An 18,098-nucleotide genomic window follows, 5' to 3' on the forward strand; every position below is an offset into this window, starting at 1 on the left:
CCGTTAGGCCAGATGCTGCGCCCGGTTTGTCAGATGTTCGAGTGCGGCACCCCGGGGTTGACTACGGCTCCAGCTTTGGGGGTCCAAGTGATGGATGTGCCGCCTTCGAACCTCTGGATGACGCCCCCGAGAGGAAGCGCCTGCTCGTCGGTGACGGGGTAGCCCAGCTGTCCGGCCTGCGCGCCGTTCTTGATCCACGCGGTACGGATGGCTCCCTTCATGATGCGGGCGCCGGTAAAGGACGACCACACGACGGTGCCGCCCTGGAAGGACTGCGACGCTCCGCGGCCATTGAGGCCGGTTTCGTCAGATGTCGGGTACCCCAGGCTCCCGTTGGCGCCGCCCGCGGCCACCCATTTGGCGCCGATGGCCCCGGCGATGGCGTGGGCGCCGGCCGTGGCGTTCCAGACGATCGTGCCGTGCTGATAGCGCTGGTAGGTGCTGGTCTTGTTGGCGCTGAGCAGCTCACCGGATGTCGGGTAGCCCATGCGGCCTTTTTCGTAGCCGAGCTTGCCGTGGGCGGTCCGGATCGCGCCGCGGGAGACCTGTGCGCCCGTCGCCGGCGAGTAGACGACGAAGCCGCGCTGGTACTGCCGGTATGCGCCCCCGTCCTTGAACCCGGTAACCGTCAGACCCAGCGGCGAACCGAGGTTGTACTGGACCGCGATGCGGCTGATCGAAGTCGTCATGCCCAACGGCGGCGACTGTGCGGGAGCTGGAACGGACACGCCGCCGACTGTGGCAGCCTGTGCCGGTGCGGCTGCCACGATAGCGCCGCTGATGATGCCGAGGCCGAGTACGGCCCCAAGAACTTTCGCGTACAATTTTCCCCCAATAATTTGCCGGCATTGCCCGGTTTCGGGAATCGTAACCTACCGGCGGTACGGGAGGGTAGCACCGGGTGTCGCGCCGTGGCGGGCGGGCATATCGTGGATCTCAGTCCGGACGAATTGATGGTCGGGGCTTGGCCGGCGTCGGGTGGATGTCCCCCCGGGTTTCAGGGGTTCCATTCGTCATTATCAGGCTGCCAATAACGGTCCGAGCCGAGTAGCGGACTCGGCTGTTTCGCTGCCGGGGCGGGAGCGGACGGCCAGGTACGCGGTGCCGGAGGAGGTCCGCACACCTTACGTGCCGGCCATGTCTTGTGTCAGCTCAGTGATGCCGTTCATGGCCCGGATCCTACCGGCAATCGGGCCCGGCTAGCCCGCCGGTACTACCCCATAGGCGTAGCACAGCCAGACAGCGGCTGCCTTGTCAGCGGGTGAGCCCTCCGCCTTGATCTCGGCCAAGTCGTCGGCCAAGTCAACGGTGGCGTCACGGAACGCATCCGCGTCGCTTTGTAGCATGCCTGCCGCTGCCGCTGCCACGGACTCATTGAACGCGTCCGGGGTCGAAATGTCCCCCGCCATCCAGTCGCACGCAACGTCGACGCCGGCGGAGACGGCTGCGTTGTCTTTTGCGTTCTCGGCGGCGGCAACCATCCGGTCAATGCGCTGTTGGGGCAATCTCCAGCCCTGGTAGTTGTCCGCGGTGGCTGCGACAGCGGCAACCTCGTCAGCCGACGCCCCGTAGCGGGCTGCCAGATCGGGCACCGCCGAGGTGGCCGCCTTGATTTCGCCGGTCTCCCGACCAAGTGAGCCGAAAACCTTGGATGCGGCGCCGCGGGTCAGTTGAATGGCGCTCTCGGATTGGCCGGGGTTGCAGGACGCGGCGGTGCCAAAAATGACGGCGGTAAAGACGATGAGCGCCGTGGTCCGGGTTAGTGGTTTTGTGCGCATCGGGATCCTTTCATCTGGCAGGACCCCAGCCCCCGCACTCCACAAGGGCAGTGTGGCACCGGTGCCGTGGCGTTTCAAGGGATTTCGGTATCCAACAGAAGACCATCGGCGGGGCCATGCTGGGCGCTCGATGGTCATGTGACGGATTTGGTCCAATCAATTCTTCACAGCAATACCTGATGACAAGTCGGGTCATGGAGCCTAGGCTCGGGTTCAGTGTCGCCCGGGGGTGGGTAATCGGGACCGGCACCCTCACCGTCAAGGCGGACTATCTTCTACATCTGGGGGCAAGCTTCTTTGGATCCAACGAAACGCCGGTCGGCTAAAGCCTGGGGTGCCAGTGTTGCCGCTGCCGGCATCATCCTCGTCGCCATATCACCCCTCTCGTCAGCGTTCGCTGACACAGAGCCCACGCCTACGCCCACAGTTACTTCCACGGTTACCCCAGCGCCGTCACCCGTTGTCACGCCGACGCCCACTCCGACCCCAGTCCCCTCGCCCATTGAGGCCAAGTGGACTTCCGTCGGGGCTTTGCTGGGCAGGCTCGGAAGCAAAGTCGGCACCGAGGTCACTGGGCTCACCAATGGCGGCTCCATGCAGATGTATGAACACGGTTCGATCTACTACACGGCTGCGACCGGCGCTCATGTGATTGAGGGCAGCATCGGTGCCAAGTGGATCGCCGCGGGAGCGCAGAAGGGTTTCCTCGGCTACCCGACCAGCGACACCCAGACCGGCCTGAAGAACGGCGGCTCGACGCAGCGTTTCGTTGCCGGCACGATCGCTTCCTCCCCCACGACAGGTGTGCGCATCGCCAGGGGAGGGATCGGCAACAGGTGGATGGCGGCGGGCTCCCAGAACGGGCTGCTCGGCTACCCGATCACCGATGAAATCCCAGTGGCCAACGGCGGTGAGTTCCGCAGGGGCGATGTTTACCAGAAGTATCAGGGCGGTTCCATCTACTGGGACCCTGTACGTCAGGCACGGATCATGCACGGCGCGATCGGCGCCCTGTGGGCATCGCTAGGTGCCGAGCGCAGTAAGCTCGGCTACCCGGCCGGCGAAGAGGTCGGCGGACAACCACGCGGCGGCGTCTACCAGCAGTTTGTGTCTGGCTCCAAAGTTTCCGAAATATATTGGACCCCCGTGTCCGGTGCCCACTACGTCCTGGGAGCCATCCGGTCCGCGTGGGGAATACCGTACGTGTTCGAAAAGATCGGCTACCCGATCACCAATGAGATCGCCGGGCTCAAGAACGGCGGTGTCTACCAGCGGTACCAGTTCAAGAACGGTGCCATTTACTACTCCCCCGCAAGCGGGGCCTGGCCCGTTCTCGGAGCTATCCGGAGCGCATGGGCAGCGACCGGCGCAGAACGCGGTCGCCTGGGCTATCCGACTTCCGTCGAATTTCTCTCCTTCGGCGAAACCGTCCAGAACTACCAGAACGGCTCCATCAGCTACACCCCAGCGCGTGGCACTACCGTGAACATCTGGCGGTAACAGCGACGGCCGCTGGATTGCCTTATCATCATCCGGCGAGCACAACGCGCGAGGGCTGGCCGGTATGTCCCGCCTGGGCCGACCAAGGCACCAGCACGGGATTCGCCAACGCCGACTCCTCGGAGAACGAATCCGAGCGGCACTTCATCCTTGAGGTCACGGTCGGTGCCTCCACGGCCCGGGTCGTGGAATATCATGTCCGCCAGGAAGGCGAAAAAGGCGCCGGCCTCATCGACAAGGTCGGCCCGTTTGTCAGCTTCTCCCCCGATGCCATGACCCCCGGAAATGGCTGCGGACACCGTGTCCGCCCTGACCCGGCTGCTGGAGCAGTACGAAGCCACGGCCTGACCGGAAAGTATTCCGTGCCATGCCCCGCACATAGAGTGCATGGAACCGCGTCCGGGTGCCACAAGCCTCCGACTCCTGGCACCCTTGGACACATGTGGAGGCACCACGTGGGATCTTGGGTGAGCGCTGACTTGGCGAGCCCGAGGGCGGTATGCGCCTTCTTGATCGGGCGGCGGCAGGTGTGACGGTGAGACATGAGCTGGGCTTCAGCGGCTCGGGCGCCTTAGCGGCGGAATCCCCAGCGCCCAGACTTCGGGGGGCGTCCACGGGGCAGTGCATTCAGGGTCCCGATGACTCGAAAACCCCTGCAATCTGTGGAGCTAAGGAGATTCGAACTCCTGACCTCTTCGATGCGAACGAAGCGCTCTACCAACTGAGCTATAGCCCCGAAGCAACGCCGTTCCCGAAGGTACGGCGTTGCCGGTTTCCCTAGGCTACAAACTATCCGCGTTCTTTGCCAGCCAGCCGCTGAATGTCTCACCGGCGTGGCGTTCCTCCGGTACCAGGTTCAGCCCGGCGCGCAGGTAGTTTCCGATGGCACCCGGCAACGGCAGCCGCACCAGGCGGCCGCTGGAACCGGTGACGGCTTTCCACTGCCGGGCGAACTCCTCCATCTCCTGGATCTCGGGCCCGCCGATAGTACGGACGCTATGCCGCACGCCCGCCGGCGGTTCGAGTGCCGCCTCCAGCAGGGCTGCGGCGACGTCGGCGGGCGCGATCGGCTGGAACCGGGCACCCTTGATCACCGGAATGATCCGCAGCGTCGAGCCGGCCCCGAACATGGCCGCCAGCAGGGAATGGAACTGCGTCGCCCGGATCACGACAGTGTCCAGCCCGGAGCGCTCATAGACCTGTTCCTTGGCCGCCTTCGAGGCGTAGTAGCCGAAGCTGCTCCGGTCGCAATTGACGATGGACAGCATCACGGCGCGGGACACGTCGGCGTCCTGGGCCGCGGCGAGAAGCCGGGCGCCGCCGTCGGCGAAGTTCTTCAGATCCTTCCCGGAGCGCCCCTCCAGGCAGTCGATCACGACGTCGGCCCCCGCCAGTGCCGCCGCCAGCCCCTCGCCGGTGGTGACGTCGGCGGGGAAGTACTCCGCGCCGTCGACCCTGGCCGGGGCACCGGCGGGCAGCGGATGCCGGCAGAGGGCCGCCACGCCGTACCCGCCCGCGACAGCCCGCCGCACCACTTCGCGGCCCACCTGGCCGGTACCGCCGGCAACACAGATTCTTGTCATGCCCTGAGGCTACCGGCCTCCGCCCGATTTCCGGACGCCCCGGGCGAGCCGGATTCAGAAGGGCCGGTACTAAATGGCCCGTCCTGATCTGAAGGACACCGGCGCCCGGACACGGCAAAGCCCCGGGCGGCCATGACTGGCTGCCCGGGGCTCGATAGAAAATTCAGGCCCGGCGTCGCTGCAGGACGTCGTCCAGGTTGCTGAGGGCGCTCTGGGCCTTGCCCAGGGGCTTCTGCTCGCTGTCCGGGCCGGCGGTGCCAGCCGATGCCTGCGGGAGACCCTGCTTGAGCGACGGCTTCCCCACGGCCTTCGGGGCTTCCGGCAGGTCGAGCGGCTCAGGGGCCGCCCGTTCGGCCTTCGGCGCCTCAACATAGGTGGGCTTGGGGACCTCCACCGGCTCCCAGCTGGATCCTTCGACGGCCTGGAACTCCGCGCTGCGGCGGACGGACGTGTCGCCCGAAGCCACCGCTTCCGCCAGGGCCGCCTGGCGCAGTTCCTGGGCGGTCAGCGGCTTGGGCGCCGGTTTGCGCTCTGCCGCGTCGGCCTGGGCGTCAAAGAGCGGGCTCTCGGCACGTTCGCCGGGTTCCCCTGCCGGTTCCAGAAGCGGTGTGCGCTCCGGGGCGGACCGGGCCGGGCGTGCCGGGGCGCTCATGGCCGATCGAAACGCGGCGTTCATTTTGCGGCGGCGGTCCCGGACGGCGAGCCGGCGGAGCACGACGACAGCGAACGCGGCGCCGAGAAACGCGACGACTGGCAGCCAAACAGGACCGGTGCCGAAGATCCGCAGGACTGCGGACACTATCCCCGTCAGCAGCGAGAGCAGACCCGTCAGCGCCAGCGTCAACCGGCCATAGCGGATCTTGAACGCCGGACCGGTGGATGCGGGCTGGCGGACGCGGTCGGACCCGGACGTTCCCGGGCCGGACACGGTGGACTGGGTAGGGGGCATGGGTTTCTCCTGCTGGGCCGCCATCTTCATGACGTGGCCGGCTTGCGGGGCTGTTTCTGGATCAATGAGGTCCGCCACGAACTCGCCGGCGGGCTGCAGCTGGTGGCGGCCGTTCCGGAGTATGTAGGGTGCAACCCACACGATCCAGAGCGCAACAGCAATGACAAGGATCACAGAGCTGCTAAGAGGGAAGTCCACATCAAAACCGTATGAGCAATGCAGTGCGCCGGGCCGCATTGTCCCCGGTGTGTCGCGGGACAAGTGTCAATTGACTGCATTCATAACGTCTGTGCTGGTCAGGAAGGGTCTGACCGCTCATGCGGGCCGGTTCTGTAGCCACCTCGCCAGGAGCCCCTCCGGCACTTCTTCGGACGTCAGCGCGAAACTCCGATGGTCTGCCCACTGGCCGTTAATGTGCAGGAATCGCGGCCGGTAACCCTCGTCTCGGAAGCCGAGTTTCTCGACCACCCGCAGGCTGGGCGCGTTTTCCGGGCGGATGTTGATTTCCATCCGGTGCAGGCCGAGGGTCTGGAAGCAGTAGTCCGTCGCCAGGGCCACAGCGGTCGGGGCAATGCCCTGTCCGGCCCGCTCCTTGTCCACCCAGTACCCGAGGGTGGCCATCATCGCCGATCCCCACACGATGGAGGACACCGTCAGTTGGCCCACGATCACAGGCTCCCGGAAACCGGGGGTCCAGGCAGTGATCAGGAAAGGCAGAGCAGTTCCCTGGGCAGCCTGGGCCTTGAGGGAGCGCACCATCTGGCGGTAGTCGGGGAGGCCGCCGCCGGGAGCGGGGTTGGACGCTTCCCAGGGGGCCAGCCACTCGCTGTTGCGGGAGCGGACCTCGGTCCACTCCTTGCGATCCCGGTACCGGATGGGGCGCAGCACGAGGTCGCCGCACTCAAGGGTCGCCGGCCAGTTGAAGCTGCCCCCCACGGGATTTACTTGGTCAGGCTGGGTGCGAGGCTGGCGGCGAACTCGGGCAGCCATTCCCGCAGGCCGGGGCCCAGATCCTCGCTGTCGCAGGCCAGCTGCACGCAGGCCTTGAGGTAGCTGAGCTTGTCGCCGGTGTCGTAGCGGCGGCCGCGGAACACAACGCCGTACACTCCGTAGCCTTCACCTTCGCCGGCGGCCAGTTCCTGGAGGGCGTCCGTCAGCTGGATTTCGCCGCCGCGGCCGGGTGCGGTGTGTTCCAAGACCTCGAAGACTGCCGGGTGGAGGACGTAGCGGCCGATGACGGCGAGGTTCGACGGGGCATCGGCGACGTCGGGCTTCTCGACGAGGTGGTTGATTCGGACATACTCTTCGCCGTTGACCGCCTGGATATCGGCGCAGCCGTAGGCGCTGATCTGGGAGGGATCCACCTCGATCAGGGCAACCACCGAACCGCCGGTCTTGGCCTGGACCTCGATCATGGTGCTGAGCAGTTCGTCGCGGGCATCGATCAGGTCATCGCCCAGCAGGACGGCGAACGGTTCGTAGCCAACGTGCTGCTTGGCCCGAAGCACGGCGTGGCCCAGGCCCATGGGATCGCCCTGGCGCACGTAGTGGATGTCCCCCAGGTTGCTCGCCGCCTGGATGGATTCCAGCTTGGCGGTGTCTCCCTTGTCCTCAAGAGTTGCTTCCAGCGCGGGAACGCGGTCGAAGTGGTCCTCCAGCGCGCGCTTGTTGCGTCCGGTGATCATCAGGATGTCGTTGAGGCCGACGTTGACGGCTTCCTCCACGACGTACTGGATGGCGGGCTTGTCCACGACCGGAAGCATTTCCTTCGGCATGGCCTTGGTGGCGGGAAGGAACCTGGTGCCGAGGCCGGCTGCGGGAATGACGGCCTTGCGGACGGGAGAGTTGAGTGTAGTCACTCGACTAATCTAACGGAGGGACCAAACATTCGGTAATCATTCGAGCCGCCGGAATAGTATCTGCTAACCGGGCCGCGCCCGGCCGAGGGACACGAGGCGGAGGAGCCAGAGACCATGCTGACGAAAGCAGAAATCCGGGCCGGGCACCGGGCCGGCCGGGCCACACTGACCCGGGCCGGGCTGGAGAGCGCCGGAGAGGCCATCGCACGGCACGGACTCGCCTGGGCAGCCGAACTGTCCGGCAGCAAACCGGGCACCTTCGCCGCATATCTCGGCGTCGGCGTCGAGCCTCCGACGCTGCCGCTGCTGAAAGCGCTGCATACCGCCGGGCACCGCATCCTGCTTCCGGTCTGCGAACCCGAGCTGGCACTGAGCTGGGTGTACTGGACGCCGGCCTCCGAATCCGTCCGGAGCCGTTACGCTCCGATCCAGGAGCCCGCAGGCGAACGCCACGACACAACCGTCATGCGTTCCGCCAGCGGCATCTTCCTGCCGGCCACCGCCGTCGACTTTTCCGGTAACCGGATCGGTCAAGGCGGCGGGTACTACGACAAGTTCCTGGCGGCGCTGGCCGCACTCCTGCCGTCCCGGCCCCTGGCGTCCGACGGCGGGCTGTTGCCCCCCGTGCCGACGGCCGCCATCGTGTATGACGCCGAGGTGCTGCCCGCCGGCAGCATCCCGGCAGAGTCCTTCGACCGGAAAGTGGCCGCCGCCCTGACCCCGGGCGGCCTGCTGCGGGTTCAGCCATAGCGCATGGGAGCCGCGCGGCGGGGTGATAGAATTAGCACTCAGGCCCTGCGACTGCTAAGGGACGGATTCCGCCGAGAAACATTGCGGCGATGATCCCGACCGGACAGCACGGGACCTGCTCGTTTGTCCCAGAGGAGGATTTCCAGTGCCCACGTATGCATACGCCTGCAAGGACTGCAGCCACGCCTTCGAGATCGTGCAGTCGTTCACCGACAGCTCCCTCACGTCCTGCCCCGAGTGCCAGGGGACCCTCCGCAAGAAGTTCAACAGCGTTGGCGTCGTCTTTAAGGGTTCCGGCTTCTACCGGACCGACTCCCGTGATGCCAAGGGCAGCACCGTCTCCCCCGCCCCCGCTCCCACCCCGGCAGCGACTCCGGCGCCCGCCGCCGCCTCCGCCAGCTAGGCCGTCCGCGGGGCTCCGGCCCAGCCGCGCCCCGCCGCCGGTCCGCGGAACCAGCAGGCCTTTCTCCACATAGCCCAGGCTGCCCCTGCACGGGTTTGGTAATGGTGCGTAGTGTCGCGCCATGGCCACCTTTGCGCATTCCGTTCCGCCACCCGGCAGCCTCCGGCCGGGCATCCCCCTTGGCTTACTGCATGGTGTTTTACCGCGAGGGTTTTTACCGCGAGGTGTCTTACTCCGTGGCGCGCTGCGCCCTTCGTCAGTCCTCAGGATCGGCCGTTCCCCCGGACGACGCCCCGGCCGCCCGGGCTCCGGAACTTCACCGCGAGGCCAAAGACCCGCCGGCCGGCACTTCCGGCGGACGGTCCGCTGGCTGGACCGCAACCGGCGTCTGACCGTGGCGCTGCTCCTGTGCATCGCGGCCGGTATCACGGTGCAACAGTTGACGCCGGCCCCGGCCTACACGGTCTCCGCCTTCGCCGCAGCAAGGGACCTCCCGGCCGGGAGGACACTCGGCCCGGACGACCTGACGGTCCTGGACATCCCGCGCGGCCTCGTGACTGCGGGCAGCTTTGGCGCCAACGACTCCCCTCGCGGCCGTCAGCTTGCCGTAGCGCTCCGCAAAGGTCAGTTGCTTTCCGACGCCCAGCTCCTTGGACCCGGTTTGCTGGCGGGCAGCCCGCCGGGATCTGCGGCCGTGCCGCTCCGGATGGCCGATCCCGCTTCCATCCAGGTGCTCTCGCCCGGACAGCTCGTCAATGTGGTCATGACAACCGGTGACGGCTTCGATCAGCCCGCGGCGTCCCGGCTGCTGGCGGCCGCGGTGCCGGTGCTGTGGACTTCCGGGAACGGCGGCGATGCCGGCCAATGGCTGGCCGCCGGGGAAGCGGACGGCCTTATGGTCGTGGCGGCCGACGCCGAACAGGCGCGCCGTCTCGCCGGTGCCTCCACCCAAGGGAAGCTGTTCTTCGTTCTGGTGCGGGCTGGCCCCACGTAGCGGTCCCCGCGTAGCTGGCCACGGTGGCGGGCTCCGCGCGTAGCGGTCCCCCGCGTAACTCGCCCCAGCCGGAGCTACCGGCCGGCCCATTCCGCCGAAGCCCGGGCAGCTGCGGCGCGGGCTCGGTAGGTCCTTAGCCCCAGTGCGGGGGCTTCTGTTCCTGGAGCCAGGAGTCGTGGTCATAGCCGCCGGGCTCGTCGCCCCAGCGGCGGGGATCGTCTTCGGCGGCCTTGTTCGGCAGCACCCCTGCCGGGACCGTCACCGGCGAGGCCGGTTTCGGCTCATGATCCCGCCCGTTGTCCTGGACGTTTCCGTCGACCTGGACGTCCTCGTCGTTCTGGATGTCACCGTTGTTTCGCGTGCCGCCGTCTGCAGTCATGCCGCCGGCCTCCTTACTGCCCTGATCTGTCCTGTACTCAAACGCGCGCTCCGACCATGCGGACGGGGCCCGCCCGTTGGAGGCCTGCGCTTCGTTGACGGCCAGGTTCTCGACGTCGTCGTCGAAGAATCCCGGCGATGCCTGCTTCCGGTGCGTCACGGCCGGCTTTTCCAAGCCAAGGTAGCCGCCGATCCGGTCGGCGCAGGCCGAAGGATCGGTGAAAACCTCTATGGTCCATAGTGGCATGTAACGCCAGCCGAGTCGCTCCAGGAGTTGCGGGCGCAGCCTGCTGCGTTCGCGGACGGTCAGCCGGCGGTAGTGCTCGGTGCCGTCGGACTCGATAGCAACCGGCCGGGGAATTTCGGCGTCGTCCTGGCCCAGGGTGCTCAGCGGGTCGGCCGCGGCAACCATGTTCAGCGCCCCGTCGTACTGGTGCCAGACCCGGGCGCCCCTGGCACGGAGCCGGTCCCCGAGGTCCGCCACGAGGGGGTCCGCTCCGAGCGCCTGTTCGCTGGCGGCGGCGCGCGACGCCGGGCTGCCGAGATCGGAGTTGCCCGCGATTTCCCGGTCCAGGAGCTCGTAGAAGTCCACCGCGCCGTGGCTTAGCCGGGTCACGTCCAGATCTTCGGGGCGGAAGCAGCTCAACACGTGCAGCGACCGGCGTGCCCGCGTCATGGCGAGGGCAAACTTGGCCCGTCCGCCGTCCGCGGATAGCGGGCCGAGGCTGTGGAGCGCACGTCCGTGCGGGGTGCGGCCGTAGCCCGGGGAGAAGATCACGTGGTCGCGGACCAGGCCCTGGGCGCGGTCCAGGTCCACCACCCGGAAGGATTCGTCCCCTGCCGTGAAGAAGCTCGCCAGCAGCGGATGGTTGGGCAGCTGCAGCCGGATGGACTCACCGATCCTGGCCGCGTGCCGGAGGCTGCCCGTGACGACGGCCAGGGACGTCCGGGGCCGCAGCCGGGCGTGTTCGAAGACAAGCTCCACCGCACGGTTGACCTCGGCCACCACCGACTCGACACCGTCGTGGTCCGCGCTGGGCAGTCCCGTACCGTCCGGCAAATATTCAACGGTCAGGGCCCGGTCCAGCCCGGTGGCGGACTGGCCCTCCGGCAACCGGCGGAGCCCGCTGTCGTAGAAACCCTTGCTCAGTTGCCGTACGAGGTCTTCGTCGACGGCGCGGTAGACGGTCCGCAGGTTCCATACGGGCAGCACGGTGGACAGGGCTTTGTACGCGCTCTCGACACCCTGGTGGGAGCTCTCGCCGGCGGCAAGCCGCTCCACACTGACGGTGAACGTCCGCGGGCTGGCAATCCTGTCGTCGCCAAAGGCAATGACTTGTTTGGCGCGGGCGACGGCCGGCAGGACTGCCTGCAGCGATGTCGCCTCGGCGTCGAGGATGACCACCGCGTCGAACCGCTGCTCCACCGGCAGGACCGCCGTCAGGAGATAGGGGCTGACGGACCACACGGGCACCAGCATGGGCAGCAGTTCCGCGGCCTGCCCGGTCAGGGCCGGCAGGGTGACCCGGCCGTCCTTGAGCAGGCTGCGCAGCAGCTCAGCCTGCCGCGGGTGCTCCGCGATGGCGGCCCGCCAGCGTTCGGCGAGGTTCCAGCGCAGCCGGGCCGCGCCGCTGGCGATGTGGGCGTTGTCCGCGAGGCGGTATTCGGCTTCGAGCTGTCGCAGGGCGTCGCCGTCGGACATGGCCAGGTAGTCGTCCCCGCTGATCATGGCTTCCAGCGCGGACTGCCACCAGGCGAGCTCTAGCTCCGCGGCCACGGAATCGGCCGGCACTTCACGCTCGGCAAGGTCAGCCAGGAGTTCGCCGAGGCCGTGCTCGCGCATGTTTTCGACCAGGAGCGTTCGCTCAGGCAGGGTCTCGAGGGTCCCGGTATCGGCAACAAGCCGCACCAGACGCTCCATAAGTTCCTCATAGGGCGTGGTGTGCAACTCGCCGCCGGCCGCGGTGTGCCGGACGGCCTGGCCCAATTCGACCAGTTCGGCTTCCAGCTCGCGGTACAGGGCAATGATTTCCGCCAGGCCGGACGGGACCGCCGGGTGGCGCTGCGTCGTGGCATAGTCCGACCATGCGGCCCGCTGCTCCTGGACCAGGACGAGGGAGCTGTGCAGGTCGGCGATGTGGACGCCCGGGCGGACGTATTCCTTCGCCACGCGGCGCAGGCGGGAGCGCTGCATGGACGGCATCTCGATGTTCCGTTCACGGCGCCAGGAGGAGGCCGCGGTGGCTGAGATGAGGTCGTGGACCGGACGGTCGAAGATGTCAGCGGTGAATTTGTCGAGGCTCCCGCGCACCGCGACAAGAAGCTCCACCTGGTCTCCCCACTCGGCAAACGTACGGCCAAGGCGGATCTCGGCGTGCTCGGCGACGCCGTTCATCAGTTCGCGCAGTTCCGGGAGCTTCCGGGCAACGGAGCTCGCCACCTGCTGCGCTTCCTGGGTTTCCTTGCGGGTGAGGAGGCGGGCGCCGTGCCAGGGGCTCGTCGTCGACGCGCGGCTGAAACTCCCCAGTTCGGCCGCCCGGCGCAGCCGCCCGGCCAGTTCCTCGCGGTCCCGGATGCTGTCGAGCACGCTGCGCTTGAGCCGGACGGTGGTGGCCGGTGCAGGCTGGATGGACGTCAGCTCGGCCAGCGACTGCATGGCCTCGTAGGGTGAGCAGCCCCATCGCTGACGGACGTTGTGCAGCGAGGCGACGTGGTCCCGGAGGGCGTGACGGTGCTCGATCAGAGTGGTGTGCAGGTTGCTGAGCTGGGGTTCGAGGGACTTCTCGTTGCGCACAATGGCCCGGACCAGCTGGCCTTTGAGCTGCAGTGGAGTTGTGTTGCCGGCCAGCTGGAAGAGGGTGGAGTCCAACCCCAGGGTGTCCAGCTCGGCGGAGATTTCGCCCAGGCTGGCGCGCCTGTCCCCCACCACCAGAACGGTCTTGCCCTGATCGACCAGGGCGCCAATGGTATTGATGGCCGTCTGGGTCTGGCCGGTGCCCGGCGGGCTGCTGACCACGAGGGAGTCTCCTGCGCGGACGGCGTCGACGACGTACTGCTGGTCGGTGTCGGCGTCGAGCAGCAGCAGTTCATCGGCGGGATCCCGCTCGTCGGTGCTCGGGAAGCGCCCGTTCTTGAGCTCGGGGACCTCCACCGGCCCGCCGGCGGCGGCGCGGCCCAGCGCCGTCACAAGGGGATGGTTCGCGTTGATCCACGGGTCCTCGAGGCTCCCGGACAGGTCGGCGAAGGTGGAAACCAGAAGGTTGTGCTCCACCTCGGCGCCGTGGATCGGCTGGATGAGCGTGCCCAGGCGTTCGAGGACCGGCTGCGGATCGAAGCGGGCGGTGCTGTACGCCATGCGGGTGATCGCGCTGACGTCGAAGACGATCCCGTGGATCGTCTTGAGGTGGCGGATCAGCGCGGGGTTGATCTTGGCCTGTTCCGTCAGCTGCAGTTCGTAGTCGTCTTCGCCCGGCCGGGCTGTGAGGGAGATGGCAGCCAGCATGACCGGGGCGGAGACGCGCTGGGGCTTGCCACCGACGGCGGACGTCCAGACGACCGTGCCGGCTGAGAAGTATCCGGCATCGATGCCGCGGTCGTTGGAGAGTTCGAAGATCTTGGAGCGCAGGTTGCGGGAGGCCCGCGCTGCGATGACGTACTGCTGGTGGTCACGGATCAGGGTGGAGAGCCGGGTGCGCCGGCCGGCCATCAGCTGCGCCAGGCCGGAGGGATGGGCGTGGGTCAGGTCGATGGAGCCCTCAGGCGTCTTGGTGAAGCGCAGCATGGTGTCTGCTCCGGTGACGGGCTTGAGCCCCGACAGCCATTTCCTGAGCTCCTCGGAGCCCTCGGGGTGGCCTTGACCAACTGACACTGCTGCCTTCTTTTCTGTGCTCGCGTTTACTGTGCTCACGGTTACCGTGCTCGCGCGGGACGTCCTGGACCATACCGGCATGCTTTCGAGGGTAGCCCGAATCCGGTGCCGGTGAGGCTCCGCAACACTGGCGGGACGCAAATTCGACCGGAATTTGCAGGATCGTCATCCGCTGCCAGAGCGGCACCTTCCCGCTCCCGGATGTCCCGGTCAGACGCAAAGTGGCCGGCCTCCCCAGGAGACCGGCCACTTCATTCGCCCTTTAGCGGGCTATTCCCACTCGATCGTTCCCGGCGGCTTGCTGGTCACGTCGAGCACCACGCGGTTCACGCCGTCCACCTCGTTGGTGATGCGGTTGGAGATCTTGGCCAGAAGGTCGTAGGGCAGTCGCGACCAGTCAGCCGTCATGGCGTCTTCGGAGGAGACCGGGCGCAGCACGATCGGATGGCCGTAGGTGCGGCCATCGCCCTGGACGCCGACGCTGCGGACATCCGCCAGCAGCACAACCGGCATCTGCCAGACCTCGTTGTCGAGTCCGGCGGCGGTCAGTTCGGCCCGCGCAATGGCGTCGGCCTTGCGCAGCAGGTCCAGCCGCTCCTTGGTGACTTCACCGACGATCCGGATGCCGAGGCCCGGTCCGGGGAACGGCTGGCGTCCGACGATTTCCTGCGGGAGGCCCAGCTGGGCGCCGACGGCGCGGACCTCGTCCTTGAACAGTGCACGCAGCGGCTCCACAAGTTCGAACTGCAGGTCTTCCGGCAATCCGCCCACGTTGTGGTGGCTCTTGATGTTCGCGGCGCCCTCGCCCCCGCCGGATTCGACGACGTCGGGGTACAGTGTGCCCTGCACGAGGAACTTGATCTTCTCGCCGTGGGCGGCCGCCTCGGCGATGATGGCCAGCTCGGCTTCCTCAAAGGCACGGATGAATTCGCGGCCGATGATCTTGCGTTTGGTCTCCGGGTCGCTGACTCCAGCCAGCGCCGACTGGAAACGCTCCTGCTCATTGGCGACGTAGAGCTTGACGCCGGTCGCGGCCACAAAGTCGCGTTCGACCTGTTCGGCTTCGCCTTCGCGCAGCAGTCCGTGGTCCACGAACACACAGGTCAGCTGATCGCCGACGGCCCGCTGGACCAGTGCTGCGGCGACGGCGGAGTCAACGCCGCCGGACAGGCCGCAAATGACCCGGGCATCGCCGATCTGCTGGCGGATCCGATCGACCTGCTCCTCGAGGATGTTGCCGGTGGTCCAGTTCGGTTCCAGCTTGGCGCCCTTGAACAGGAAGTTTTCCAGCACCTGCTGGCCGTAGGCCGAGTGCTTCACTTCGGGGTGCCACTGCACTCCGTAGAGGCTCTTTTCTTCGTTGGCGAAGGCGGCCACGTCGGCGCCCGCAGTGGTCGCGAGGACCTCAAAGCCTTCGGGAGCCTCGTGCACGGAGTCGCCGTGGCTCATCCACGTGCTCTGGTGCTGGGGCATTCCGTCCAGGATGGAGCGGCCTTCACCGATCGTCGTGGTCTCGGTGGCGCCGTACTCGCGGAGCCCTGTCTGGGCCACCTTGCCGCCGAGGGCGTTGGCCATGGCCTGGAAGCCGTAGCAAATGCCGAAAACCGGGATTCCGGCCTCGAAGAGGTCCGCGCCTACGCTGGGCGCACCTTCGGCGTAAACGCTGGCGGGACCGCCGGAGAGGATAATGGCGGCGGGGTTCTTGGCCAGGAGCTGCTCGGTGCTGTAGGTATGCGGAACCACTTCCGAATACACGTTCGCTTCCCGGACGCGGCGGGCGATCAGCTGCGCGTACTGGGCACCGTAGTCAACAACCAGCACGGGCTTGTGGGACGTCTGGGATGCAGTGGGAGTAGTCACCGTACTAGCCTACTTTGCGGCGCCCTCCGCCTGCACATTGAGAAGCCGGTCCGGGCCCGCAAACGCCGGCCGGGTAAGCGAACTCACACAGAAGCCCGGCGGCGGCAAGGCTGGCCGGGCGGCCACTCGGGCGCGGGTGCAGCTCAGGGCGAATCGACGGGCGGCATTCGCCCTGATCTGCGCCCGGCGCGCCTCCTCGCAGGTCAGGCTGCACACGGCGCGGGATCAGTAGCGCTGCGGGGCCTGCGGGTTCGCGGCCAGCTCGGCCTCCACCTCGGCGTGGAACTTCTTCTCCACGACGAAAGACAGGAACGGCACGACGCCGCCGAGAGCCAGAACGATCAGCTTCAGGAACGGCCAGCGCATCAGCGACCACAGGCGGAAGTTGGACATGAGGTACACGACGTACATCCAGCCGTGCACGATCAGCACCGCGATGGAGAGATTCACGCCGCCGATGACGCCGGGCGGCTCGGCGTCGGCGAACCCGAAGCCGAAGGGCTCGCCGGTGACGGCGTTGGTTCCGCCCAGGAAGAGGTACTGGCCGAACGCGTACCGGGCAATCAGCTCGGCGCAGAGCAGGAGCAGCATGGTGCCGGTCATGTAGGCGAGCACCTTGTAGAACTTCAGCGCCGAACGGATCTGGGCCTCGGTTCCGCCGAAGCGGCGCTTTTTGCCGGGCGTGTTTCCCGTTGCGTTGGACTGCTGCGGCTGGATGGCCGGCTGGGGCTCGATCATGATTGCACTTTCGGGTCGGTGGGGTGCGGTTCGATGGGGTCAGGGTCGGGGACGGGCCGTTCCGCAGCTTCCTGCTCCTCGTCGAGGGCGTCCTCGAGGTCGCGGCGGTAGTCGTCCCGCACGAGCCGCCACCAGATGAACAGCGCGAAGCCGGCAAACACAACCCATTCAGCGGCGTAGAAGAGGTTGAGCCAGTTGATCTTTTCGGCCGGCGGCTGCGGGCCGATGTTCAGCGGCTTCGCCTGTCCGCCGGACGCGGCGGCGCTGACATCGGTGCCGCCGGAAAGCTCGGAATTCGCGGTAACGAAGCCCGGGTAACTGCTGATGTCCCAGATGTTGATGAGTTCCGCAACGGAGACGGCGGTGGCCCGCCCGGCGCCGGCGTCGGTGCCCGGCAGCGGGGCCTCGGAGGGCAGCAGCCGTCCGGTCAGTTCAATAACGCCCGACGGCGGCGCCGCGGCGTCCGCGGGCTCGGCAACCCAGCCGCGGGCAACCGGGATCCAGGTCTGCGGTGACGCGCCGGCTCCGGTGAGGACGGGGGCGTCTTTCACGGCCAGGGCCGAGACGATCCAGTACCCCGTGGCACCGCCGTTCAAACGGCCCGGGACCAGGACCTGCTTCTGCGGATCGTACGTACCGGTGGCGGTGACGATCTGGTCAGCGACCGAGCCCGGGAAGAAGTCCCCGGGCCGGAGCACCGTGGTCAGCGGTTTGGGTTCCTCGGTGGTGGCGGCGACCGTCACCTCCGGCTGGGTCGAACGCCCGAACTGCCACTGGCTGAGCAGCACAAACACCCCGGAAACGACGATCGCGAACACCAGTCCGGCGATCCAGCGGGGTTTGAGGGCAGTTTTCAGCACCCCTTAACCGTACTTCGTCCGCGTGTAGAACAGCGAAACGGCCTGTGGGAAGCGTGGAGATCCCTAGTGGTCGAAGAAGACCAGGCTGGAGTTGATGAGTTCCGCGATCACTTCGGGGTCGTAGGCACGGCGGAGCGAATCGCGGAACGACTCCTTCGACAACGACCGGGCCAGGGTGGCGAGCACTTCGAGGTGGTCGGAGAAGGAACTGGCTGGCGTGCCGATCAGCAGGACCACCGTGGCGGGTCCGTCCGCGGCGCCGAAGTCCAGCGCCTTGCCGTATTTCGTGATCCCGACGGCAATGGAGGTTCGGGTGACGAATTCGCTGCGGGCGTGGGGCAGGCCGATGCCGCCCGGCAGGCCCGTGGCCAATTGGTGTTCACGGGCGTTGACGTGCTGAAGGAAGCCCTCCAGATCGGAAATGCGTCCGGCGGCATGCATCCGTTCAGCCAACTGGGCGGCCGCATCAATCTTGTCGGTGGCGTCCAACTCGAGGATCACCATGTCGGGGGTGGTGAGCTCGGCATCATACCGGTCCAGTGGTTCCGCCAAGAGGCATCCCTTCGAAGTGGCGTGAG

Annotated in this window: 15 protein-coding genes and 1 tRNA gene; 4 read left to right on the forward strand and 12 right to left on the reverse strand. The window is 67.2% G+C overall.

Features of this window, described 5'->3' with window-relative positions; genetic code table 11:
* Nucleotides 1-29: 29 nt before the first annotated feature.
* Both AC6EUH_RS01125 and AC6EUH_RS01130 read right to left on the reverse strand, forming a co-directional pair.
* A complete protein-coding gene (locus AC6EUH_RS01125; RefSeq protein WP_499737571.1) occupies nucleotides 30-689 on the reverse strand; it encodes an LGFP repeat-containing protein in 660 nt (219 codons plus the stop codon).
* 510 nt (nucleotides 690-1,199) lie between these two features.
* Complete coding sequence (locus AC6EUH_RS01130) at nucleotides 1,200-1,778, reverse strand: hypothetical protein (protein ID WP_499737572.1); 579 nt, start codon at nucleotides 1,776-1,778, stop codon at nucleotides 1,200-1,202.
* A gap of 531 nt (nucleotides 1,779-2,309) precedes the next feature.
* On the opposite strand from AC6EUH_RS01130, the gene AC6EUH_RS01135 reads away from it, so the two are divergent.
* Nucleotides 2,310-3,278 carry a hypothetical protein gene (locus tag AC6EUH_RS01135; protein WP_499737573.1) on the forward strand — a complete coding sequence of 323 codons (969 nt, stop codon included), beginning with the start codon at nucleotides 2,310-2,312 and terminating at the stop codon, nucleotides 3,276-3,278.
* Nucleotides 3,279-3,941: 663 nt separating this feature from the next.
* Here AC6EUH_RS01135 and AC6EUH_RS01140 read toward each other — a convergent pair.
* The 5 genes from AC6EUH_RS01140 to galU form a co-directional block, all read right to left on the reverse strand.
* Nucleotides 3,942-4,014: transfer RNA gene (locus AC6EUH_RS01140), tRNA-Ala, on the reverse strand.
* Nucleotides 4,015-4,060: 46 nt separating this feature from the next.
* Nucleotides 4,061-4,861, reverse strand: coding sequence for an SDR family oxidoreductase (locus AC6EUH_RS01145; protein WP_499737574.1), 801 nt, complete (start codon nucleotides 4,859-4,861; stop codon nucleotides 4,061-4,063).
* 163 nt (nucleotides 4,862-5,024) lie between these two features.
* The gene (locus AC6EUH_RS01150; RefSeq protein ID WP_082492530.1) at nucleotides 5,025-5,984 is read right to left on the reverse strand and encodes a hypothetical protein; all 960 of its coding nucleotides are present in this window, start codon (nucleotides 5,982-5,984) and stop codon (nucleotides 5,025-5,027) included.
* 141 nt (nucleotides 5,985-6,125) lie between these two features.
* Nucleotides 6,126-6,746, reverse strand: a complete 621-nt coding sequence (locus tag AC6EUH_RS01155) for a GNAT family N-acetyltransferase (protein WP_499737575.1) — start codon at nucleotides 6,744-6,746, stop codon at nucleotides 6,126-6,128.
* Nucleotides 6,747-6,751: 5 nt separating this feature from the next.
* Nucleotides 6,752-7,669 carry a UTP--glucose-1-phosphate uridylyltransferase GalU gene (gene galU / locus AC6EUH_RS01160; protein ID WP_499737576.1) on the reverse strand — a complete coding sequence of 306 codons (918 nt, stop codon included), beginning with the start codon at nucleotides 7,667-7,669 and terminating at the stop codon, nucleotides 6,752-6,754.
* A gap of 114 nt (nucleotides 7,670-7,783) precedes the next feature.
* Here galU and AC6EUH_RS01165 point away from each other — a divergent pair, with 114 nt between their 5' ends.
* The 3 genes from AC6EUH_RS01165 (at nucleotide 7,784) to AC6EUH_RS01175 (ending at nucleotide 9,816) form a co-directional block, all read left to right on the forward strand.
* Nucleotides 7,784-8,419, forward strand: a complete 636-nt coding sequence (locus AC6EUH_RS01165) for a 5-formyltetrahydrofolate cyclo-ligase (RefSeq protein ID WP_056425460.1) — start codon at nucleotides 7,784-7,786, stop codon at nucleotides 8,417-8,419.
* Nucleotides 8,420-8,564: 145 nt separating this feature from the next.
* Complete coding sequence (locus AC6EUH_RS01170; protein WP_056425457.1) at nucleotides 8,565-8,822, forward strand: FmdB family zinc ribbon protein; 258 nt, start codon at nucleotides 8,565-8,567, stop codon at nucleotides 8,820-8,822.
* Nucleotides 8,823-9,216: 394 nt separating this feature from the next.
* On the forward strand, nucleotides 9,217-9,816 hold the full coding sequence (locus AC6EUH_RS01175) for an RcpC/CpaB family pilus assembly protein (RefSeq protein WP_499737577.1): 600 nt from the start codon (nucleotides 9,217-9,219) through the stop codon (nucleotides 9,814-9,816).
* 133 nt (nucleotides 9,817-9,949) lie between these two features.
* On the opposite strand, the gene AC6EUH_RS01180 is transcribed toward AC6EUH_RS01175, so the two are convergent.
* The 5 genes from AC6EUH_RS01180 to AC6EUH_RS01200 form a co-directional block, all read right to left on the reverse strand.
* Nucleotides 9,950-14,062, reverse strand: coding sequence for an AAA family ATPase (locus AC6EUH_RS01180; protein ID WP_499737578.1), 4,113 nt, complete (start codon nucleotides 14,060-14,062; stop codon nucleotides 9,950-9,952).
* A 270-nt stretch (nucleotides 14,063-14,332) separates the two neighbouring features.
* Nucleotides 14,333-15,922 (reverse strand): glutamine-hydrolyzing GMP synthase, encoded by a 1,590-nt coding sequence (gene guaA / locus AC6EUH_RS01185; RefSeq protein WP_056425444.1) that lies wholly within the window; start codon nucleotides 15,920-15,922, stop codon nucleotides 14,333-14,335.
* Nucleotides 15,923-16,147: 225 nt separating this feature from the next.
* Nucleotides 16,148-16,660, reverse strand: a complete 513-nt coding sequence (locus tag AC6EUH_RS01190; protein ID WP_056425441.1) for a DUF3817 domain-containing protein — start codon at nucleotides 16,658-16,660, stop codon at nucleotides 16,148-16,150.
* Complete coding sequence (locus tag AC6EUH_RS01195) at nucleotides 16,657-17,520, reverse strand: SURF1 family protein (protein ID WP_056425439.1); 864 nt, start codon at nucleotides 17,518-17,520, stop codon at nucleotides 16,657-16,659. Before AC6EUH_RS01195 ends, AC6EUH_RS01190 begins: the two co-directional genes overlap by 4 nt.
* A 63-nt stretch (nucleotides 17,521-17,583) precedes the next feature.
* Nucleotides 17,584-18,072 carry a PTS sugar transporter subunit IIA gene (locus AC6EUH_RS01200; protein WP_056425436.1) on the reverse strand — a complete coding sequence of 163 codons (489 nt, stop codon included), beginning with the start codon at nucleotides 18,070-18,072 and terminating at the stop codon, nucleotides 17,584-17,586.
* Between the last annotated feature and the right edge of the window lie 26 nt (nucleotides 18,073-18,098).

This window comes from Arthrobacter sp. 001422645, from assembly GCF_059816125.1.